The organism is Nocardia jiangsuensis (assembly GCF_042650385.1).
GTDB lineage: Bacteria > Actinomycetota > Actinomycetes > Mycobacteriales > Mycobacteriaceae > Nocardia > Nocardia jiangsuensis.
In genome coordinates this window covers 922,462-937,619 of the sequence record NZ_JBHSAX010000014.1, presented here as the reverse complement: position 1 = coordinate 937,619, position 15,158 = coordinate 922,462, and the positions used below count along the sequence as shown (strand labels likewise).

General features: G+C 71.1%; 15 protein-coding genes. 6 read left to right on the top strand and 9 right to left on the bottom strand.

All coding sequences use genetic code 11. The features are described from left to right. Positions 1 to 160 precede the first annotated feature (160 nt). From ACFO0B_RS18655 to ACFO0B_RS18645, 3 genes are read right to left on the bottom strand one after another with little or no spacing between them, the layout of a single operon-like run. The gene (locus ACFO0B_RS18655) at positions 161 to 775 is read right to left on the bottom strand and encodes a TetR family transcriptional regulator (RefSeq protein WP_378613728.1); all 615 of its coding nucleotides are present in this window, start codon (positions 773 to 775) and stop codon (positions 161 to 163) included. Next, complete coding sequence (locus ACFO0B_RS18650) at positions 772 to 1,980, bottom strand: cytochrome P450 (RefSeq protein WP_378613727.1); 1,209 nt, start codon at positions 1,978 to 1,980, stop codon at positions 772 to 774. Before ACFO0B_RS18650 ends, ACFO0B_RS18655 begins: the two co-directional genes overlap by 4 nt. Positions 1,981 to 2,012: 32 nt before the next feature. Next, positions 2,013 to 2,738, bottom strand: a complete 726-nt coding sequence (locus ACFO0B_RS18645) for a GNAT family N-acetyltransferase (RefSeq protein WP_378613726.1) — start codon at positions 2,736 to 2,738, stop codon at positions 2,013 to 2,015. Between the two features lie 164 nt (positions 2,739 to 2,902). On the opposite strand from ACFO0B_RS18645, the gene ACFO0B_RS18640 reads away from it, so the two are divergent. Both ACFO0B_RS18640 and atzF read left to right on the top strand, forming a co-directional pair. Further along, the gene (locus ACFO0B_RS18640) at positions 2,903 to 3,619 is read left to right on the top strand and encodes a GntR family transcriptional regulator (protein ID WP_378613725.1); all 717 of its coding nucleotides are present in this window, start codon (positions 2,903 to 2,905) and stop codon (positions 3,617 to 3,619) included. Between the two features lie 11 nt (positions 3,620 to 3,630). After that, entirely contained in the window at positions 3,631 to 5,349 is a 1,719-nt protein-coding gene (gene atzF, locus ACFO0B_RS18635; protein WP_378613724.1) for an allophanate hydrolase, read from the top strand. Positions 5,350 to 5,874: 525 nt separating this feature from the next. Here the strand turns inward: atzF and ACFO0B_RS18630 are convergent. Together ACFO0B_RS18630 and ACFO0B_RS18625 are read right to left on the bottom strand one after the other, a co-directional pair. Continuing rightward, positions 5,875 to 7,338: a catalase gene (locus tag ACFO0B_RS18630; protein WP_378613723.1), complete on the bottom strand. Its 1,464-nt coding sequence runs from the start codon at positions 7,336 to 7,338 to the stop codon at positions 5,875 to 5,877. Further along, positions 7,335 to 7,778 carry a Fur family transcriptional regulator gene (locus ACFO0B_RS18625; RefSeq protein ID WP_378613722.1) on the bottom strand — a complete coding sequence of 148 codons (444 nt, stop codon included), beginning with the start codon at positions 7,776 to 7,778 and terminating at the stop codon, positions 7,335 to 7,337. Before ACFO0B_RS18625 ends, ACFO0B_RS18630 begins: the two co-directional genes overlap by 4 nt. A 287-nt stretch (positions 7,779 to 8,065) precedes the next feature. On the opposite strand from ACFO0B_RS18625, the gene ACFO0B_RS18620 reads away from it, so the two are divergent. Further along, a complete protein-coding gene (locus ACFO0B_RS18620; protein ID WP_378613721.1) occupies positions 8,066 to 9,394 on the top strand; it encodes a serine hydrolase domain-containing protein in 1,329 nt (442 codons plus the stop codon). On the opposite strand, the gene ACFO0B_RS18615 is transcribed toward ACFO0B_RS18620, so the two are convergent. From ACFO0B_RS18615 to ACFO0B_RS18605, 3 genes are read right to left on the bottom strand one after another with little or no spacing between them, the layout of a single operon-like run. After that, on the bottom strand, positions 9,395 to 10,309 hold the full coding sequence (locus tag ACFO0B_RS18615; RefSeq protein WP_378613720.1) for an aminotransferase class IV: 915 nt from the start codon (positions 10,307 to 10,309) through the stop codon (positions 9,395 to 9,397). It abuts the gene before it with no gap. Positions 10,310 to 10,352: 43 nt separating this feature from the next. Beyond that, complete coding sequence (locus ACFO0B_RS18610) at positions 10,353 to 11,387, bottom strand: aspartate-semialdehyde dehydrogenase (RefSeq protein ID WP_378613719.1); 1,035 nt, start codon at positions 11,385 to 11,387, stop codon at positions 10,353 to 10,355. Positions 11,388 to 11,390: 3 nt separating this feature from the next. After that, the gene (locus ACFO0B_RS18605; protein ID WP_378613718.1) at positions 11,391 to 12,656 is read right to left on the bottom strand and encodes an aspartate kinase; all 1,266 of its coding nucleotides are present in this window, start codon (positions 12,654 to 12,656) and stop codon (positions 11,391 to 11,393) included. A gap of 174 nt (positions 12,657 to 12,830) precedes the next feature. Here ACFO0B_RS18605 and ACFO0B_RS18600 point away from each other — a divergent pair, with 174 nt between their 5' ends. Then, a complete protein-coding gene (locus ACFO0B_RS18600) occupies positions 12,831 to 13,238 on the top strand; it encodes a YjbQ family protein (RefSeq protein ID WP_378613717.1) in 408 nt (135 codons plus the stop codon). Here ACFO0B_RS18600 and ACFO0B_RS18595 read toward each other — a convergent pair. Then, complete coding sequence (locus tag ACFO0B_RS18595) at positions 13,235 to 13,810, bottom strand: dihydrofolate reductase family protein (RefSeq protein WP_378613716.1); 576 nt, start codon at positions 13,808 to 13,810, stop codon at positions 13,235 to 13,237. The two genes, ACFO0B_RS18600 and ACFO0B_RS18595, sit on opposite strands and share 4 nt — an antisense overlap. Before the next feature lie 130 nt (positions 13,811 to 13,940). Between ACFO0B_RS18595 and ACFO0B_RS18590 the strand changes: the two genes are divergently transcribed. Beyond that, the gene (locus tag ACFO0B_RS18590) at positions 13,941 to 14,525 is read left to right on the top strand and encodes a TetR/AcrR family transcriptional regulator (protein WP_378613715.1); all 585 of its coding nucleotides are present in this window, start codon (positions 13,941 to 13,943) and stop codon (positions 14,523 to 14,525) included. Between the two features lie 168 nt (positions 14,526 to 14,693). After that, entirely contained in the window at positions 14,694 to 15,146 is a 453-nt protein-coding gene (locus ACFO0B_RS18585) for an SRPBCC family protein (RefSeq protein ID WP_378613714.1), read from the top strand. Positions 15,147 to 15,158: the final 12 nt, after the last annotated feature.

The following is a 15,158-nucleotide window of genomic DNA, read 5'->3' as shown; positions in this document are numbered from 1 at the left end:
CCGCTCGAACTCCCCGACCCACCAGGCTCCATGCTCGTCGACACAGTCGCCCCGCACCGCCGCGTATACCGCCTTCTCGACATCCGGTTTCCCGCCGATCATCGAGAGCGCGAATTCTCACCGACGCGGAGAACGCTACCGTTCGATGGCGTAAACCCGGCTATACGCTGGTGCTGCGGAACAGAGGATTGCTGTCGGAGTCATCCAGACCCGCCAGGAACGGGATGACGAAGGCGCGCAGGAGTTCGCGCTCCTCGTCGGGCTCGGCGGGCATGGTGAGCAGCGAGACCACGCTGCGCACCAGCCAGCGGCCGAGGCGGCGGGCGGCGGCGGGGTCGAGGTCGGGGCGCAGGCTCGCGACGAACTGGCTGGCGAGTACCTCGACGGCCTGGGAGGAATCGGACAGCTGGGCGACGACGCCCGCGTTCACCGGCTCGAACCAGACGGCCAGGTACTCGGTGCCGCGCACGGCGGCGAGTACCGCGAGGAGGGTGTCGAGCAGGGCGGCGGCCGGGTCGGTGACGGTGCCGCGCTCGCGCCAGACCCGGGCGACGACCCGCTGCGCCTCCCGGTCGGCGAAGGCGACGAAGAGCGCCTGCCGGTTCGGGAAGTAGCGGTAGAGGGTGGCGCGGGAGCAGCCGGCCGCCGCGGCCACCTCGGCCATCCCGACCCCGGAGACGCCGGCGCGGCCGCGCGTGCGGAAGAGGCTGCGTACGCCGTCCAGGATGCGGTCGGCGGCGAGTTCGGTGCGCGGGGCGGCCAGCCAGTCGCTCACGCCGCACTCCGGAACGGCACCCGGGTCGGGCGCCGCACGTACGGGCCGTCGGCGTACTCGACGCCGTCCGGGTCGACGGCGAAGCCGGGGTAGCGGGCGAGCAGCTCCTCCAGCGCGACCCGCGCCTGCATGCGCGCGGCGGCGGCGCCGAGGCAGTGGTGCGGACCCTGGCTGAAGGTCATCAGCTGCTGCGGGTTGCGGTGGATGTCGAGGTCGGCGGCGTCCGGGCCGTAGACCCGTTCGTCGCGATTCGCGGAGCCGTACACCAGCAGCACCTTACGGCCCGTCGGAATGGTGACGCCCGCGATCTCGACGTCGCGGGTCGTGGTCCGCGCCAGCCCCTGCACCGGCGCGGTGAGCCGGAGGAACTCCTCGACGGCACCGCGGATCAGCTCCGGCTCGTGCACCAGCCGCGCGCGCTGCACGGGGTTGCGGTGCAGCAGCTGCACCGCGCCGCCGAGCAGCCCGGTGGTGGTGTCGTTGCCGCCGGCGACCATGGTCCAGGTGTAGGCGAGCAGCTGCACCAGCCCGGTGACGTCGTCGTCGGTGGCGCCGAGCCCGGCCTGCACCAGCAGCGACACGGTGTCGTCGCCGGGGTCGGTGCGCCTGCGCTTGATGAGCTCGGCGAAGTACCCGACCATCTCCATGGAGGCAGCGCGCGCCTGCTCGCTGCCGGAGATGCCGCCCGCGACCACGGCGTCGGTCCAGCCGTCGAAGCGATCCCGGTCCTCCTCCGGAACGCCGAGGTAGTAGGCGACCACCATGCTCGGCAGCGGCTTGAAGAGCGTGCGCACGATGTCGCCGCCGTCGGCGAGCAGCTCCAGCCGCTCCCGGACGAAGGCGCGCACCATCGGCTCCAGCGCCTCCACCCGCCGCGGCGTGAACCCGCGCGCGACCAGGCTGCGGAACTCGGTGTGCTGCGGCGGATCCTGCATGACCAGCGGCGGATTCGCGGTCAGCCCGATCTGCTCGAGCTCGCCGTACTCGATGGTCAGCCCCTGCCCCGAGGAGAAGGTGGCCGTGTCCCGCGCCGCCGCGTGGACATCGGCGTGCCTGGTGAGCACCCAGTAGTCGTGCTCCGGCCGGGCCGAGTCCACGTGGTGCACCGGGTCGTGCTCGCGCAGTGCCCGGTACATCGACCAGGGCTCGGCCCAGGTGGCGCTGGAGCAGGGCTGGAACACGGCACGAGACTTATCGACCAACATGTATCGAACGTAAGACAGATTCCGCGATACGTCTAGAGTGCGTACTCGGTGAACTCCCCCGCGGCCCGGAATCCGAGCCTGCGGTACACCGGTTCGCCATCCGCCGAAGCCTGCAGAACCGCGGTGCGATAACCGCTCTCGCGCGCGGCGTGCAGCACCGCCAGGGTCATGGCGCCGCCGAAACCACGTCGCCGATACCCCGCGAGCGTGCAGATGTTGTAGATGCCGGCGACCCCGGCGAACCGGAAGACCTCGGCCGCGCAGACCGCGCGACCGTCCACGGAGCCGACCAGGTAGCGGGCCGGGCAATCCGGTGCGAGCGCCGCCGCGGCGGCCTGGTCGTAGAAGCGCGGGACCGTCGCGGCGGGCGGCTCCCAGTTGGCCGCGAGCACCGCGGCGTAGTCGGCGAGCTCGCCCCGCTCCCGGACCGGCCGAATCGTGAGCACATCCGGGATCGGCGGCAGCTCGCCGAGCTCGGCCCACATGGCGGTCTCGGTCTCGGTCGCGGTCCAGCCCGCCGCGGTCAGCGCGGCGCCGAGCTCCGCCGACTGCGACCACCAGGAGAACGGCCGCCCGGTCGCGCGGACCAGCGCCGCCACCTCCTCGATGCGCCGGGCGTCGGCGGACCCCACGATCTGATTGAAGGTGTCGTCGGCCAGCCCGCTGTCCGCGATGGTCACGTCGCCGTTTTCGAGGACACGGGCGCCCGGCAGCCCGCGGTGCAGGTGCGCCGCGTGCTCGGCCAGGTTCGCCGCCATCCGCGCGGGGATATCGTTTTCCGGTACAGGTGAAAGCACACGCAAACAATCGCTGCCGCGGCGCGGAAACGCGAGCGGATTCTCCGGCCGGACGCGCAACCGCTTACCTCCCCGCCGCAGCGCCGTCACACCGGCGAAACACGGCGTCCATAGCGTATACAGCCATGTCGACACGGTTGAGCACGCTCGCGGACGCCGCGGGGCGCCCGCTGCGGGACGTTGTCTACGAGGCGCTGCGCAGCGAGCTCATGAACGGTGACATCACCTTCGGCGAGCGGCTCACCGAGCCGAAGCTCTCCGCGCGCTTCGGCATCTCCCGGACCCCGATCCGGGAGGCGCTGACGGTGCTCTGCTCGGACGGGCTGCTGCAGCGCGCGGAGTACGGCTTCAGCCCGGTGCGGCCGAGCATCCCGCTCATCCGCGACCTCTACGAGCTGCGCATCACGCTGGAGCTCGGCGGCATCCAGCGCGCCATGACCAACCCGGCGGTCCGGCACGACCGCGAACTGCTGAGCGCCGAGCGCGAGCGCTGGCTCGAGCTCCGCGCCGACCCGCCGGAGCAGCAGCCGGGGTTCGTCGTCCGGGACGAGGAGTTCCACGTCACGCTGCTGACCGCGTCGGGCAACGCCGAGCTGGTCCGCGCGCTGGTGCAGGTCAACTCCCGGATCCGGCACGTGCGGATGTACGACTTCATGGTCAACAACCGGATCGAGACCACCATCGCCGAGCACCTCGGCATCCTCGACGCGGTGCTCGCCGACGACCTCGCGCTGGCGTATCGCCTGCTGCACACCCACATCGGCGAATCGCTGGACGTCGTCCTCGACCGCGTGACCAAGGCCGTCGCGGCGATGTCGCTGGCCACCGACCGCACCCCCTGATCGGAGCCGCTATGACCGCCCTGCTCGACGAACCCGCCCTGCACCCGTCGCCGGTCGACCGGGTGCGCGCCGCCTACCGCCGGATCGCCGAGGTGGACCGGCCGGAGGTCTGGATCGCGCTCCGTCCCGAGGCCGAGGTCAGCGCCGACGCCGCCGCGGTGCAGGCCAGGCTGGCCGCCGGGGAGGCGCTGCCGCTGGCCGGGCTGCTGGTCGCGGTGAAGGACAACATCGACGTGGCCGGGGTGCCGACCACCGCCGCCTGCCCCGGCTTCGCCCGGACCCCGGCCGAGACCGCCGCCGCCATCGAACGGCTGACCGCGGCGGGCGCGGTGCTGCTCGGCAAGACCAACCTGGACCAGTTCGCCACCGGCCTGGTCGGCACCCGCAGCCCGTACGGCGCGGTCCGCAACGCGCACCACCCCGAACTGGTCTCCGGCGGTTCGAGCTCCGGCTCCGCGGTGGCGGTGGCGCTCGGCATCGCCGATATCGGGATCGGCACCGACACCGCGGGCTCCGGCCGGGTGCCGGCCGCGCTGAACGGCATCGTCGGGGTCAAGGCGACGCTCGGCATCGTGCCCGCGCACGGCGTGCTCCCCGCCTGCGCGGACTTCGACGCCGTCACCGTCTTCGCCGCCGAACTCCCGCTCGCGGTCGCCGCCATCCGGGTCATGGCAGGTCCGGAGCCGCGCGACCCGCGCAGCCGGAGCTGGCCCGCCGACGTCCCGCTGGCCGCCGCACCGCACATCGCGGTGCCGACCGGCCCGAACCTCACCACGCTCTCCCCCGAGTACCGCGACGCCTTCGAGCGCACGCTCGACCTGCTGCGCGAACGCGGCGCGGAGCTGACCGAGGTCGACATCGCGCCACTGCTCGACGCCGCGCGGCTGCTCTACGACGGCGCCATCGTCGCCGAGCGGTACGCGGCGGTCGGCGAGTTCCTGGCGACCGGCCCGGCAGGCGTCGACCCGACCGTCGCCGCCATCATCGGCGCCGCCGCCACCCCGAGCGGCGCCGCCTTCGCCGCCGACCTGGACACTCTGGCCCGCACGAAGGCCGCGGCGGCCGCGCTGCTCGACGGCTTCGCCGGGCTGCTGCTGCCGACCACGACCGAGCACCCGACCATCGCCGCGATCGGGGCCGATCCGCTCTCGGTGAACCGGCGCATGGGCACCTTCACCAACTTCTGCAACCTGCTCGACATGGCCGCGGTCGCGGTGCCTGGCGTCCCGACCGCGGCCGGGCTCCCCTTCGGCGTCATGGCGGTGGTGCCCGCCTTCGCCGACCAGCTCGCGGTCGACATCGCGGCGCTGCTCACCGGGGACGAGCCGCCGCTGCTCGTCCCGGAGGCGGTGCCGCTCGCGGTCTTCGGCGCGCACCTGCGCGGCCAGCCCCTGCACCACCAGCTCACCGCGCTGCACGCGCGCTTCGCCGGGGAGATCGCCACCACCGACGCCTACCGGCTGGCCGCGCTGGACACGGTGCCGCCGAAGCCGGGGCTGGTGCGGCACGGAGCGGGGCTCGGCGCCCCGATCGCGGGCGAACTGTTCCTGGTGTCGCAGGCCGGGCTCGGCGCCTTCCTCGCCGCTCTGCCCGCTCCCATGGCGCTGACCAGCGTCGATCTCGCGGACGGGCGCAGTGTGGTCGGCTTCGGCTGCGGCTACGACGCGGCGGTGGCAGGCACGGACATCACCGAGCACGGCGGCTGGAAGGCCTATCTCGCCGCACGGTGATCCCTGTGGGCCGGCCTCCCGCGGACCGGCCCGTCCGTGTGCGATCGGGACGGGTCGGGCAGTAGCGGCAACGGTTACCTTCGGCAGTGGCCGGTCGGCCGCCTCCCGCGGCACCGGCTCTTTCAGCATCCGGAAGAGCCTGCTGCACATCAGTCCCCGACGAACCGGCCGGACCGATCACCCCTCGTGCACCGGTCCGGCCGGACGTCCCCTCGTTCCCGTTTCGCAACCCCTCAGAAGCGATCCGGTACGGGAACCACTGTGCGACGCCCCGCTCTAGAGCGGCTTAACAAGACCTTGCGGCCGGAAATGCCGGAATTCTCGCGACCCCGTAACGGTGGACGCCGCGGAGGGGAATGATGGAGGACAGCGACATCGACAAGAGTGGAGCAAGCGATGGAAACCGTGGTCGTCTGGGTGCTCGCCTGCGTTCTGTACTGGTGGGGGCTGCTCTAGACGGGCCCCCGCGGAATGCGAAAGGGCGGGCGGTGCCGGTGGCACCGCCCGCCCTCGTCGTCGTTCGGGTCAGCCCTGCTCGAGCCCGGCGCGCACGCCGCCCTCGACCCGCTTGCCCAGCTCGGCGTCGACGTTCTTCCAGTACTCGAAGACCCGGCTCAGCACCGGCTCCTGAACGCCGTCGAGCACGTGCCCGACGATATTGCCGACCAGCCGGTCGCGCTGCTCGTCGGAGAGCACCTCGCGGACCAGCGTGCCTGCCTGGGTGAAATCACCGTCCTCGGCGTGCTGGATGTAGCCGGCCCTGACCATGGTCGGGTCGAACTCCCAGATCCCGCCGTCCGGCGCCCGCTCCGGCTCGGCGTGCGGGCCGCCGTAGGAGTTCGGCGCGTAGACCGGGGTGCTCGCGTCGTTGTAGTCGAAGCGCATGGCTCCCTCCTTGGAGTAGGAGTTCACCTCGGCCGCGCGCGCCCGGTTCGGCGGCAGCTGCGCGTAGTTGGTGCCGACCCGGTAGCGGTGCGCGTCGGCGTAGGCGAAGACCCGGCCGAGCAGCATCTTGTCCGGCGAGAAGCCGATGCCGGGCACCGTGTTGGACGGCTCGAAGGCGGCCTGCTCGATGTCGACGAAGTAGTTGCCCGGGTTGCGGTTCAGCGTCCACTTGCCGACCTCGATCAGCGGGTAGTCGCGCTGCGACCAGACCTTGGTCAGGTCGAACGGGTTGAAGCGGTACGCCTCGGCCTCGGCCACCGGCATCACCTGCACGTGCAGCGTCCAGCTCGGGAAGTCGCCGCGCTCGATCGAGTCCCAGAGGTCGCGACGGTGGTAGTCGGCGTCCGCGCCGGCCAGCCGGTCGGCCTCGTCCTGGGTCAGGAAGTCGATGCCCTGGTCGGTCTTGAAGTGGTATTTCACCCAGAAGCGCTCGCCCGCGGCGTTGATCCACTGGTAGGTGTGCGAGCCGAAGCCGTCCATGTGCCGGTAGGTCTTCGGGATGCCGCGGTCGCCCATCAGCCAGGTCACCTGGTGCGCCGACTCCGGGCGCAGGGTCCAGAAGTCCCACTGCATGTGGTGGTCGCGCAGGCCGCTGCCCGGCAGCCGCTTCTGCGAGCGGATGAAGTCGGGGAACTTGATCGGGTCCTTGATGAAGAAGACCGGGGTGTTGTTGCCGACGAGGTCGTAGTTGCCGTCCTCGGTGTAGAACTTCACCGCGAAGCCGCGCGGGTCGCGCCAGGTGTCCGGGCTGCCCTGCTCGCCGGCGACGGTGGAGAACCGGACCAGCGATTCGGTGCGCGCACCCGGCTGGAACAGCTTCGCCTTGGTGTAGCGGCTGACGTCGCTGGTCACCACCAGTTCGCCGTAGGCGCCCGCGCCCTTGGCGTGCACCACCCGCTCCGGCACCCGCTCCCGGTTGAACTGGGCGAGCTTCTCGATCAGGTAGTGGTCGTGCAGCAGAATCGGGCCCTGGGTACCCGCGGTGAGCGACTCGTTGTCGCTCTCGACCGGGATACCGGAGTTGGTCGTGGTCGGCTTGGTCATAGCGGAAGCCTCCTCGGGCTGTCGGTTGAACGGGCACATGCGGCGCAGCGACCCCAGAAGACGACCTCGGCCTCGTCCAGGACGAAGCCGTGCGCGTCGTCCGGGTGCAGGCAGGGGGCCGCGCCCGCCACGCAGTCCACATCGGCGACGGCGCCGCAGCCGCGGCACACCAGGTGGTGGTGGTTGTCGCCGATCCTGGTCTCGTACAGCGCCGCCGAGCCGGCCGGCTCGATGCGCCGCAGAATTCCGGCCCGCACGCAGGCCCGCAGCACGTCGTAGACGGCCTGGGTGGAGACCGCGCCGAGCGATTTCCGCACGGCGGCGGCGATCCGGTCGGCATCCGAGTGCGGATGCGCGGCGACCGTCTCCAGCACCGCGAGGCGAGGTGCGGTCACCCGCAGGTTCGCCCGGCGCAGCCAGTCGCGGGGTTCGGTGTCCATGATTCGAGTATGCCCCTTTTCTGGAACTAGTCAAGAAAACTAACTCTTCCAGACAGATCGGGCGACTGTGGCGCAGGTCACGCCGGATCACGGAAGACCGGCGCCCGGATCGCGGTTGAATGGGACTGTCGGCGCTCTTGGGCAGCCCCGGGCCGCATCTGATTCGTCGCTGCGAGCGACCACCCGCCGAGAGGCGCTTGCCGGGCGTCGACACCCCAACTTTCGTGTTCCCACGGTTACCCCGTGTTGCGTTCTCGACACCGCCGCGGCCGGACTAGCCTTTCGTTATGACTCGTCGGTCGGCCTGGCTGGTACTGCTCGCTGCCTTCGCGCTACTGACGGGCCACGTGGCCGTCGGCAGCGCCGCGGCGGTGACTTCCTGCGCGGAGCCGTCCGGCCGCGAATTCGTGCACGCCGCACCGGAGGACGTCGGTGTGGACAGCGGGCAGCTGGCCGCGGCGCTCGACTTCGCCGCCGGCCGCAACCGGCTGAACATCCAGGTCTTCCGGCACAACTGCCTGATCGGCGAGGGGCAGGGGAACGCGCAGACCGGGCACGTGCCGTGGAACGTCTGGAGCGTGACCAAGAGCGTCGTCTCGGTGCTCACCGGCATGGCGCTCGACCGCGGGCTGATCGAGCTGGATGCCCCGATCGACCGCTACCTGCCGCCGGGGCTCGGCGACGCCGCGCACCGCGGCATCACCGTGCGCAACCTGCTCACCGAGACCTCTGGCATGCGGGTCGGGGTGATCACCGAGGGGCTGACCGGCGTCGTCCTGATCGACCCGAACAGCGCCGTGCAGGCGCTCGGCGTCCCGCTGGAGCACTCCCCCGGCACCACCTTCAGCTACAGCCAGCGCACCGTCGACCTGCTGACCTTCGTGCTCGAGCGCGCGCTCGGCGAGCCGCTGCAGCAGTTCGCGCAGCGCGAGCTCTTCGACCCGATCGGCATCCCGCGCGGCGACTACTACTGGGCGCGCGACCGATCCGGCACCACCTACGGCTACGCGCACCTGTTCATCCCGCCGGTCGACCTGGCCCGGATCGGCATGCTGGTGCGCAACAACGGCCGCTGGGCGGGCAAGCAGCTCGTCTCCACCGCCTACCTGGACGCGGCGCGCACTCCCTCGCCGGCCAATGCGTGCTACGGCTACCTCTTCTGGCTCGGGCCCGGGTGCGCCGAGACCCCGGACTTCCTGCCCGCCGGGGTGTACACGATGGCGGGGTTCGGCGGGCAGAACGTCTTCGTGCTGCCCGAGCTGGACCTCATGGTGGTGTGGACCGGCGCGTACGGGAACGTCAGCCGGTACGGGGCGAGCGGCATCATCCAGAACACCACCGAGCTGCCGCACGAGTTCTTCCGCAGGCTGCTGCCCGCGCTCGGCGAGCCGGACCCGGGCCCCTACGTGGAGCCGCCGCTCACGACCGACCCCGGCGAGTTCATCGACAGCGCGCTGCTGCTCGCCGTCTTCGGGATCGGCCCGGCCGCCTACCCGGGCTGCAACGTGCTGAGCTGCCTCGGCGCCCCCCTCGCGCCGCCCTTCGCGGACGCGCCGCCCGGGTGCGCGGTGCTGGCCTGCGTCGGCACCGATCCGCGCACGCCAGGCATTCGCTGATCAGTCGAGGCGGGTGAGCCAGCCGTGCGCGTCGTCGGTGCGCAGCGCGGCGTGGTGCCGCTTACGCAGCGCCTGCGAGATCGGCCCCGGCCTGCCGTCGCCAACGATCCGGCCGTCCACCTCGAGCACCGGCGCGGCGCCCGCGGAGGTGCCGGTGACGAAGACCTCGTCGGCGATGTACAGCTCGGTGAGGTCGACGGTGCGCTCCAGCACCGGGATGCCGTCCTCGGCGGCCAGGGTGAGCACGGTGCGGCGGTTGATCCCGTCCAGGATGTCGCAGCTGACGTCGGGGGTGATCAGCGTGCCGCCGCGCACCAGGAAGATATTGGCGGCGCTGAGCTCGCAGACGTGGCCGTTGCCGTCGAGGAAGACGCAGTCGTCGTAGCCGGAGTCGATGGCGTCCTGCTTGGCGAGCACGGAGTTCACGTAGGCGCCGTTGACCTTCGCCCTGGACGGGATGGCATTGTCCGGGATGCGCCGCCACGGGCTGGCTTTCAGCCGCATGCCGTCCTGCGGGACGATCGGCACCGCGTCGTAGACGAACATGCTCACCGTGATGGCCGTGCCGCGCACCCGGGTGCCCGGCAGGGACTCCACCACGTGCACCGACGCCCGGACGAACACCTCGTCCTGCGGTTCGTTGGCCCCGATCAGCTCGCGCACGGTCGCCTCGAAGCGCGCGTAGTCCCACTCCTGCGCGAACCGGTCGATCCCGATGATCTTGCAGGACTCCTCCAGCCTGCGGAAATGATCCGCCAGCCGGAATGCGGTGCGCGTGCCCGCGCTCCGGTGCACCGGGAAGACGGTGTAGACGCTCAGGCCGTACAGTACCGCCGACGAGGCGACGCCGACGGTCGCCGCCGCGGCGGGGACAAGCCGGTCACCGAAGAAGACCTGGGGATGGGGAGTCGCCATCGGCGCAGGCTAGCAGCCACCGCCCGCGCCGGGCGACCTCGTTTCAGCACTCCCGCAGCAGCACTTCGGCGATCTGGATGGTGTTCAGCGCGGCGCCCTTGCGCAGGTTGTCACCGGAGACGAAGAGCGCGAGGCCGCGGCCGTCCGGCACGCCGGGATCGCGGCGGATCCGGCCGACCAGCGACTCGTCGGCCCCCGCCGCCTGCAGCGGCGTCGGCACGTCGACCAGCTTCACCCCGGCCGCCTTGCCGAGGATCTCCCTCGCCCGCTCCGGCGAGAGCGGCTCGGCGAACTCGGCATTGATCGACAGCGAGTGCCCGGTGAACACCGGGACGCGCACGCAGGTGCCGCTGACCAGCAGCTCCGGCAGGCCGAGGATCTTACGGCTCTCGTTGCGCAGCTTCTGGTCCTCGTCGGTCTCGTCGCTGCCGTCGTCCACGAGGGAGCCGGCCAGCGGGATGACGTCGAAGGCGATCGGCGCGACGTACTTGTTCGGCGCCGGGAAGCGGACGGCGCTGCCGTCGTGCACCAGCTGCTCGATATCGTCGATCACCGCGCGCACCTGCCCGGCCAGCTCCTCCACTCCGGCCAGCCCGGAGCCGGAGACGGCCTGGTAGCTGGAGACGATGAGGCGCTGCAGCCCGGCCGCGTCGTGCAGCGGCTTGAGCACCGGCATGGCGGCCATGGTGGTGCAGTTCGGGTTGGCGATGATGCCCTTGGCCAGGTTGCGGGTCTGCTCCGGGTTCACCTCGGAGACGACCAGCGGCACCTCGGGATCCTTGCGCCAGGCCGAGGAGTTGTCGATCACCGTGACGCCTGCCGCCGCGAACCGCGGCGCCTGCACCCGGGACATGGTGGCCCCGGCCGAGAACAGCGCGATATCCAGCCCGCTCGGATCGGCGGCCTCGGTGTCCTCCACCACGATCTCGCCGCCGCGCCAGGGCAGCGTCTTCCCCGCCGAGCGGGCGGAGGCGAAGAACCGCACCTCGTCGGCCGGGAAATCCCGTTCCTCGAGCAATTTCCGCATGACGGCGCCGACCTGACCGGTCGCACCGACGACTCCTACGCGAACACCCATCGGTTATCGCCCCGTTCCGGCGTGCACGACGGCGACCTCGTCGCCGCCGAGATCGAAGGCGCGGTGCAGCACCCGTACCGCGTGGTCCAGCTCGGAATCCTTGACCAGCACCGAGATCCGGATCTCCGAGGTGGAGATGAGGTCGATGTTCACGCCGGCCTCGGCGAGCGCCTCGCAGAAGGTCGCGGTGACGCCGGGGTGGCTCTTCATACCGGCCCCGACCAGCGACACCTTGCCGATGTGGTCGTCGTACAGCACCTGGGAGAAGCCGATCTCGCCCTGCCGCTTGGTCAGGAACTCGACCGCCCGCGAGCCGTCGTCCTTCGGCAGCGTGAAGGTGATGTCGGTCTTGCCCGTCTCGATCTTGGAGATGTTCTGCAGCACCATGTCGATATTGATCTCGGCGTCGGCGACCGCGCGGAACACCTTCGCGGCGTACCCCGGCTCGTCCGGTAGCCCGACGACGGTCACCTTGGCCTCGCTGCGGTCGTGCGCGACGCCCGTGAGGATTGCTTGCTCCAAGGGGATGTCCTCCATCGATCCGTAGACGTAGGTGCCCTGCTTGTCGGTGTAGGACGAGCGGACGTGCACGGGCACGTTGTAGCGGCGCGCGTACTCGACGCAGCGCAGCATCAGAACCTTCGACCCGCAGGCCGCCATCTCCAGCATCTCCTCGTAGGAGATCTGGTCCAGCTTCTGCGCGTCGGCGACGATGCGCGGATCGGCGGTGAAGATGCCGTCCACGTCGGTGTAGATCTCGCAGACGTCGGCCTCCAGCGCCGCGGCCAGCGCGACGGCGGTGGTGTCCGACCCGCCGCGGCCGAGCGTGGTCACGTCCCTGCTGTCCTGGCTGACGCCCTGGAAGCCGGCGACGAGCACGATCGTGCCCTCGTCCAGCGCCTCCCTGAGCCGGCCGGGCGTGACGTCGATGATCTTGGCCTTGCCGTGCGCGCCGGTGGTGATCACCCCGGCCTGCGAGCCGGTGAACGACCTGGCCTCGGCGCCGAGCGAGTGGATGGCCATGGCGACGAGCGCGTTCGAGATGCGCTCGCCCGCGGTGAGCAGCATGTCCATCTCGCGCACCGGCGGCGACGGCGAGACCTGCTGCGCCAGGTCGAGGAGTTCGTCGGTCGTGTCGCCCATGGCGGAGCAGACCACCACGACGTCGTGCCCCTGCTTCTTGGTCTCGACGATCCGTTCAGCGACGCGCCGGATACGCTCGGCGGTGGCCACCGAGGATCCTCCGTACTTCTGAACTACGAGAGCCACAGCAGGGTCCTCCATGGTCGGCAACGTGCAGGTAACAGGCTCCAAGGGTACCGGCCGGACCCCGCCGTTCCGGCTGCCACCTCCGGGTCCTGTGGAAAACCACACAGCTGTGCAGCAATTCGAATAGCGAATGTCCGGCGGGGTATCGCGCACCCGGGAAGGAGCGTCGCACGCATGGAGAGCATCACCCTCGACGTGACCACCGGCCGCAGGGAAGTGGTCTTCGACCTCACCCCGCGGTGCGCGGAGTTCGCCCGCGAGCAGGGCGGCGACGGCCTGCTGCACGTCTTCGTGCCGCACGCGACGGCCGGGATCGCGATCATCGAACTCGGCGCGGGCAGCGACGACGACCTGCTCGCCGCGCTGCGCGACCTGTTGCCCGCCGACGACCGCTGGCGGCACGCGCACGGCAGCCGCGGGCACGGCCGCTCGCACGTCGCGCCCGCGCTGATCCCGCCGTACGCCACCGTCCCCGTCATCGGCGGCGCGCTGCAGCTCGGCACCTGGCAGTCCATCGCCTTCGTCGACCTGAACGTGGACAACCCGGAGCGGCAGGTGCGGCTCTCCCTCCTGCGCGGTTAGCCCGCGCGGCGGAAGGTGCTCACCTGCGTGCCGTTCTCGAAGGACCGCCGGCGCACCGGCGCCCACCGCGTCGGCCGGAACTCCCCCGCGAAGACCGGGATGCCCGCACCGGCCAGCACCGGGTAGCGCTTGATCACCAGGGAGTCGACCTCGTCCAGCAGTGCGGCGGCCAGCCTGCCGCCGCCTGCCAGCCAGATGTCGCGCTCCTCGTTCGCCTTCAGCTCCCGGACCAGCGCTCCCGGGTCGGTGACCACGCGGACGTCGGGCGCGGGTGCCGCCGTCAGCGTGGTCGAGACGACGTACTGGGTCAGGTGCGGGTACGGGCTCGGGAAGCCCGCGTCGAGGCCGGGCTGGTAGGTGGCCCGGCCCATGACGACGCTGCCGAAGTGCCGGTTCGGCGTGCCCGGCGCGATGCCGAAGTGCGGGTGGACGTGCGCGGGCAACGTCTCCGGGTAGTCGCCGCCGAGCCACTCGACGAAGTCGGGGCCGAGCGGGAAGAAGTCGATCTCGCCGGCGGGACCCGCGATGTAGCCGTCCAGCGAGACGCCGACGAAGTAGACGAGTTCGGGCATGGGTGCTCCTTACTGTTGCGGGCTCAGGCCCGGGTGAACCAGCCGACCAGCTCGCGCACGGGAACCCACCGTTCGTAGTACTCTGATTGAAGTGGTTCAACCGTAGTACTACAGATGGAGTGGTGTCAATATGCGGACCAATCCCGAGCGCAGGGGCGCGCTGCTGGACGCGGCGCTCGAGGTGCTCGCCGACGACGGCGCGCGCGGGCTGACCTTCCGCGCGGTCGACCGCAGGGCCGCGGTGCCGGCCGGCACCGCCTCCAACTACTTCACCGACCGCGACGACCTGCTCACCCAGGCGGGCAGCCGGTTCTACGAGCGGCTCACGCCGGGCCCCGAGGTCCTCCGCCCGCTCGTCGAGGACCCCAAGGACCGGGCCACCGTCACCCGGCTGATGCAGACCGTCGTCGACCGGATCGAGGCCTTCCGGAGCGGCTACCTCGCCCTGCTCGAACTCCGGCTGGAGGCCACCCGCAGGCCGGAGTTGCGGAGGCTGCTCACCGAGCGGGTGCGCGCGGATATCGGCTACAACGTGCGCACCCACCTGGAAGCGGGCATGCCCGGCGACGAGACCACCGTTCTCCTGCTCTATCTGGCGCTGAACTGGTTGATCGTGGACCGGCTCACCCTTCCCGACGTCTTCTCCGAGGAGCAGAGCCGCGCACTCGTCGCGGCCGCCGTCGAGCGGCTCCTGGTGATCCCACCCGGAAGCTGAAGGCTTGCCAGGCAGTCGATTCGGTGACCCGGAGCCCCTTCCCACGGCTGAAAACCGACCTTGAGCTGCTCCGAGGTCGCAATAGTGCGACTTCGCCCCGGTATTGACGCGGTGTCACGGTTTGGTGACAATCGGCCTCAGAGGTACCCCCGCGGGCGGAGGAATGGCATGAGAACCAAGACTGATGTCCGTATCGTCGTGGACGCCGATCCCGAGCAGGTGATGGCCGCGCTGGCCGCGGTCGAGCTGCTACCCGAGTGGTCGGCGACGTACAGCGACGTCCGGGTGGCGACCAGGGATCCGCACGATCGGCCCGCCCGGGTATTCGTCACCGCCGAGCTCCCCGGCGGCTCCGATATCCAGGTGCTGGAGTACAGCTGGACACCGGGCCGCTGCTCCTGGGAGGTCGCGGACAGCACCCGCGGCGTCCGCGGCCGCGGCTGGTACGAGGTGACGCCCGGCCCGGACGGCACCGAGGTCTGGCAGCACGTCGAGCAGCAGCTCCCGTTCCCCCTGCCCGGCTTCCTCGTGCACCGCCAGAACAAGCGCGCGCAGGAGGAGGTGGTCCTCCGCTTCGCCGAGTTCGCGGAGCGATTTCCGGAGGTAGAGACCGCCGTCTGAGCGCCGTCGGTG

Excerpts from the sequence above, each read along its gene's own strand:
- ACFO0B_RS18650 (WP_378613727.1), bottom strand. The coding sequence starts at position 1,980 with ATGTTGGTCGATAAGTCTCGTGCCGTGTTCCAGCCCTGCTCCAGCGCC.
- ACFO0B_RS18645 (WP_378613726.1), bottom strand. The coding sequence starts at position 2,738 with ATGGCGGCGAACCTGGCCGAGCACGCGGCGCACCTGCACCGCGGGCTG.
- ACFO0B_RS18640 (WP_378613725.1), top strand. The coding sequence starts at position 2,903 with ATGTCGACACGGTTGAGCACGCTCGCGGACGCCGCGGGGCGCCCGCTG.
- atzF (WP_378613724.1), top strand. The coding sequence starts at position 3,631 with ATGACCGCCCTGCTCGACGAACCCGCCCTGCACCCGTCGCCGGTCGAC.
- ACFO0B_RS18630 (WP_378613723.1), bottom strand. The coding sequence starts at position 7,338 with ATGACCAAGCCGACCACGACCAACTCCGGTATCCCGGTCGAGAGCGAC.
- ACFO0B_RS18625 (WP_378613722.1), bottom strand. The coding sequence starts at position 7,778 with ATGGACACCGAACCCCGCGACTGGCTGCGCCGGGCGAACCTGCGGGTG.
- ACFO0B_RS18620 (WP_378613721.1), top strand. The coding sequence starts at position 8,066 with ATGACTCGTCGGTCGGCCTGGCTGGTACTGCTCGCTGCCTTCGCGCTA.
- ACFO0B_RS18615 (WP_378613720.1), bottom strand. The coding sequence starts at position 10,309 with ATGGCGACTCCCCATCCCCAGGTCTTCTTCGGTGACCGGCTTGTCCCC.
- ACFO0B_RS18610 (WP_378613719.1), bottom strand. The coding sequence starts at position 11,387 with ATGGGTGTTCGCGTAGGAGTCGTCGGTGCGACCGGTCAGGTCGGCGCC.
- ACFO0B_RS18600 (WP_378613717.1), top strand. The coding sequence starts at position 12,831 with ATGGAGAGCATCACCCTCGACGTGACCACCGGCCGCAGGGAAGTGGTC.
- ACFO0B_RS18595 (WP_378613716.1), bottom strand. The coding sequence starts at position 13,810 with ATGCCCGAACTCGTCTACTTCGTCGGCGTCTCGCTGGACGGCTACATC.
- ACFO0B_RS18590 (WP_378613715.1), top strand. The coding sequence starts at position 13,941 with ATGCGGACCAATCCCGAGCGCAGGGGCGCGCTGCTGGACGCGGCGCTC.
- ACFO0B_RS18585 (WP_378613714.1), top strand. The coding sequence starts at position 14,694 with ATGAGAACCAAGACTGATGTCCGTATCGTCGTGGACGCCGATCCCGAG.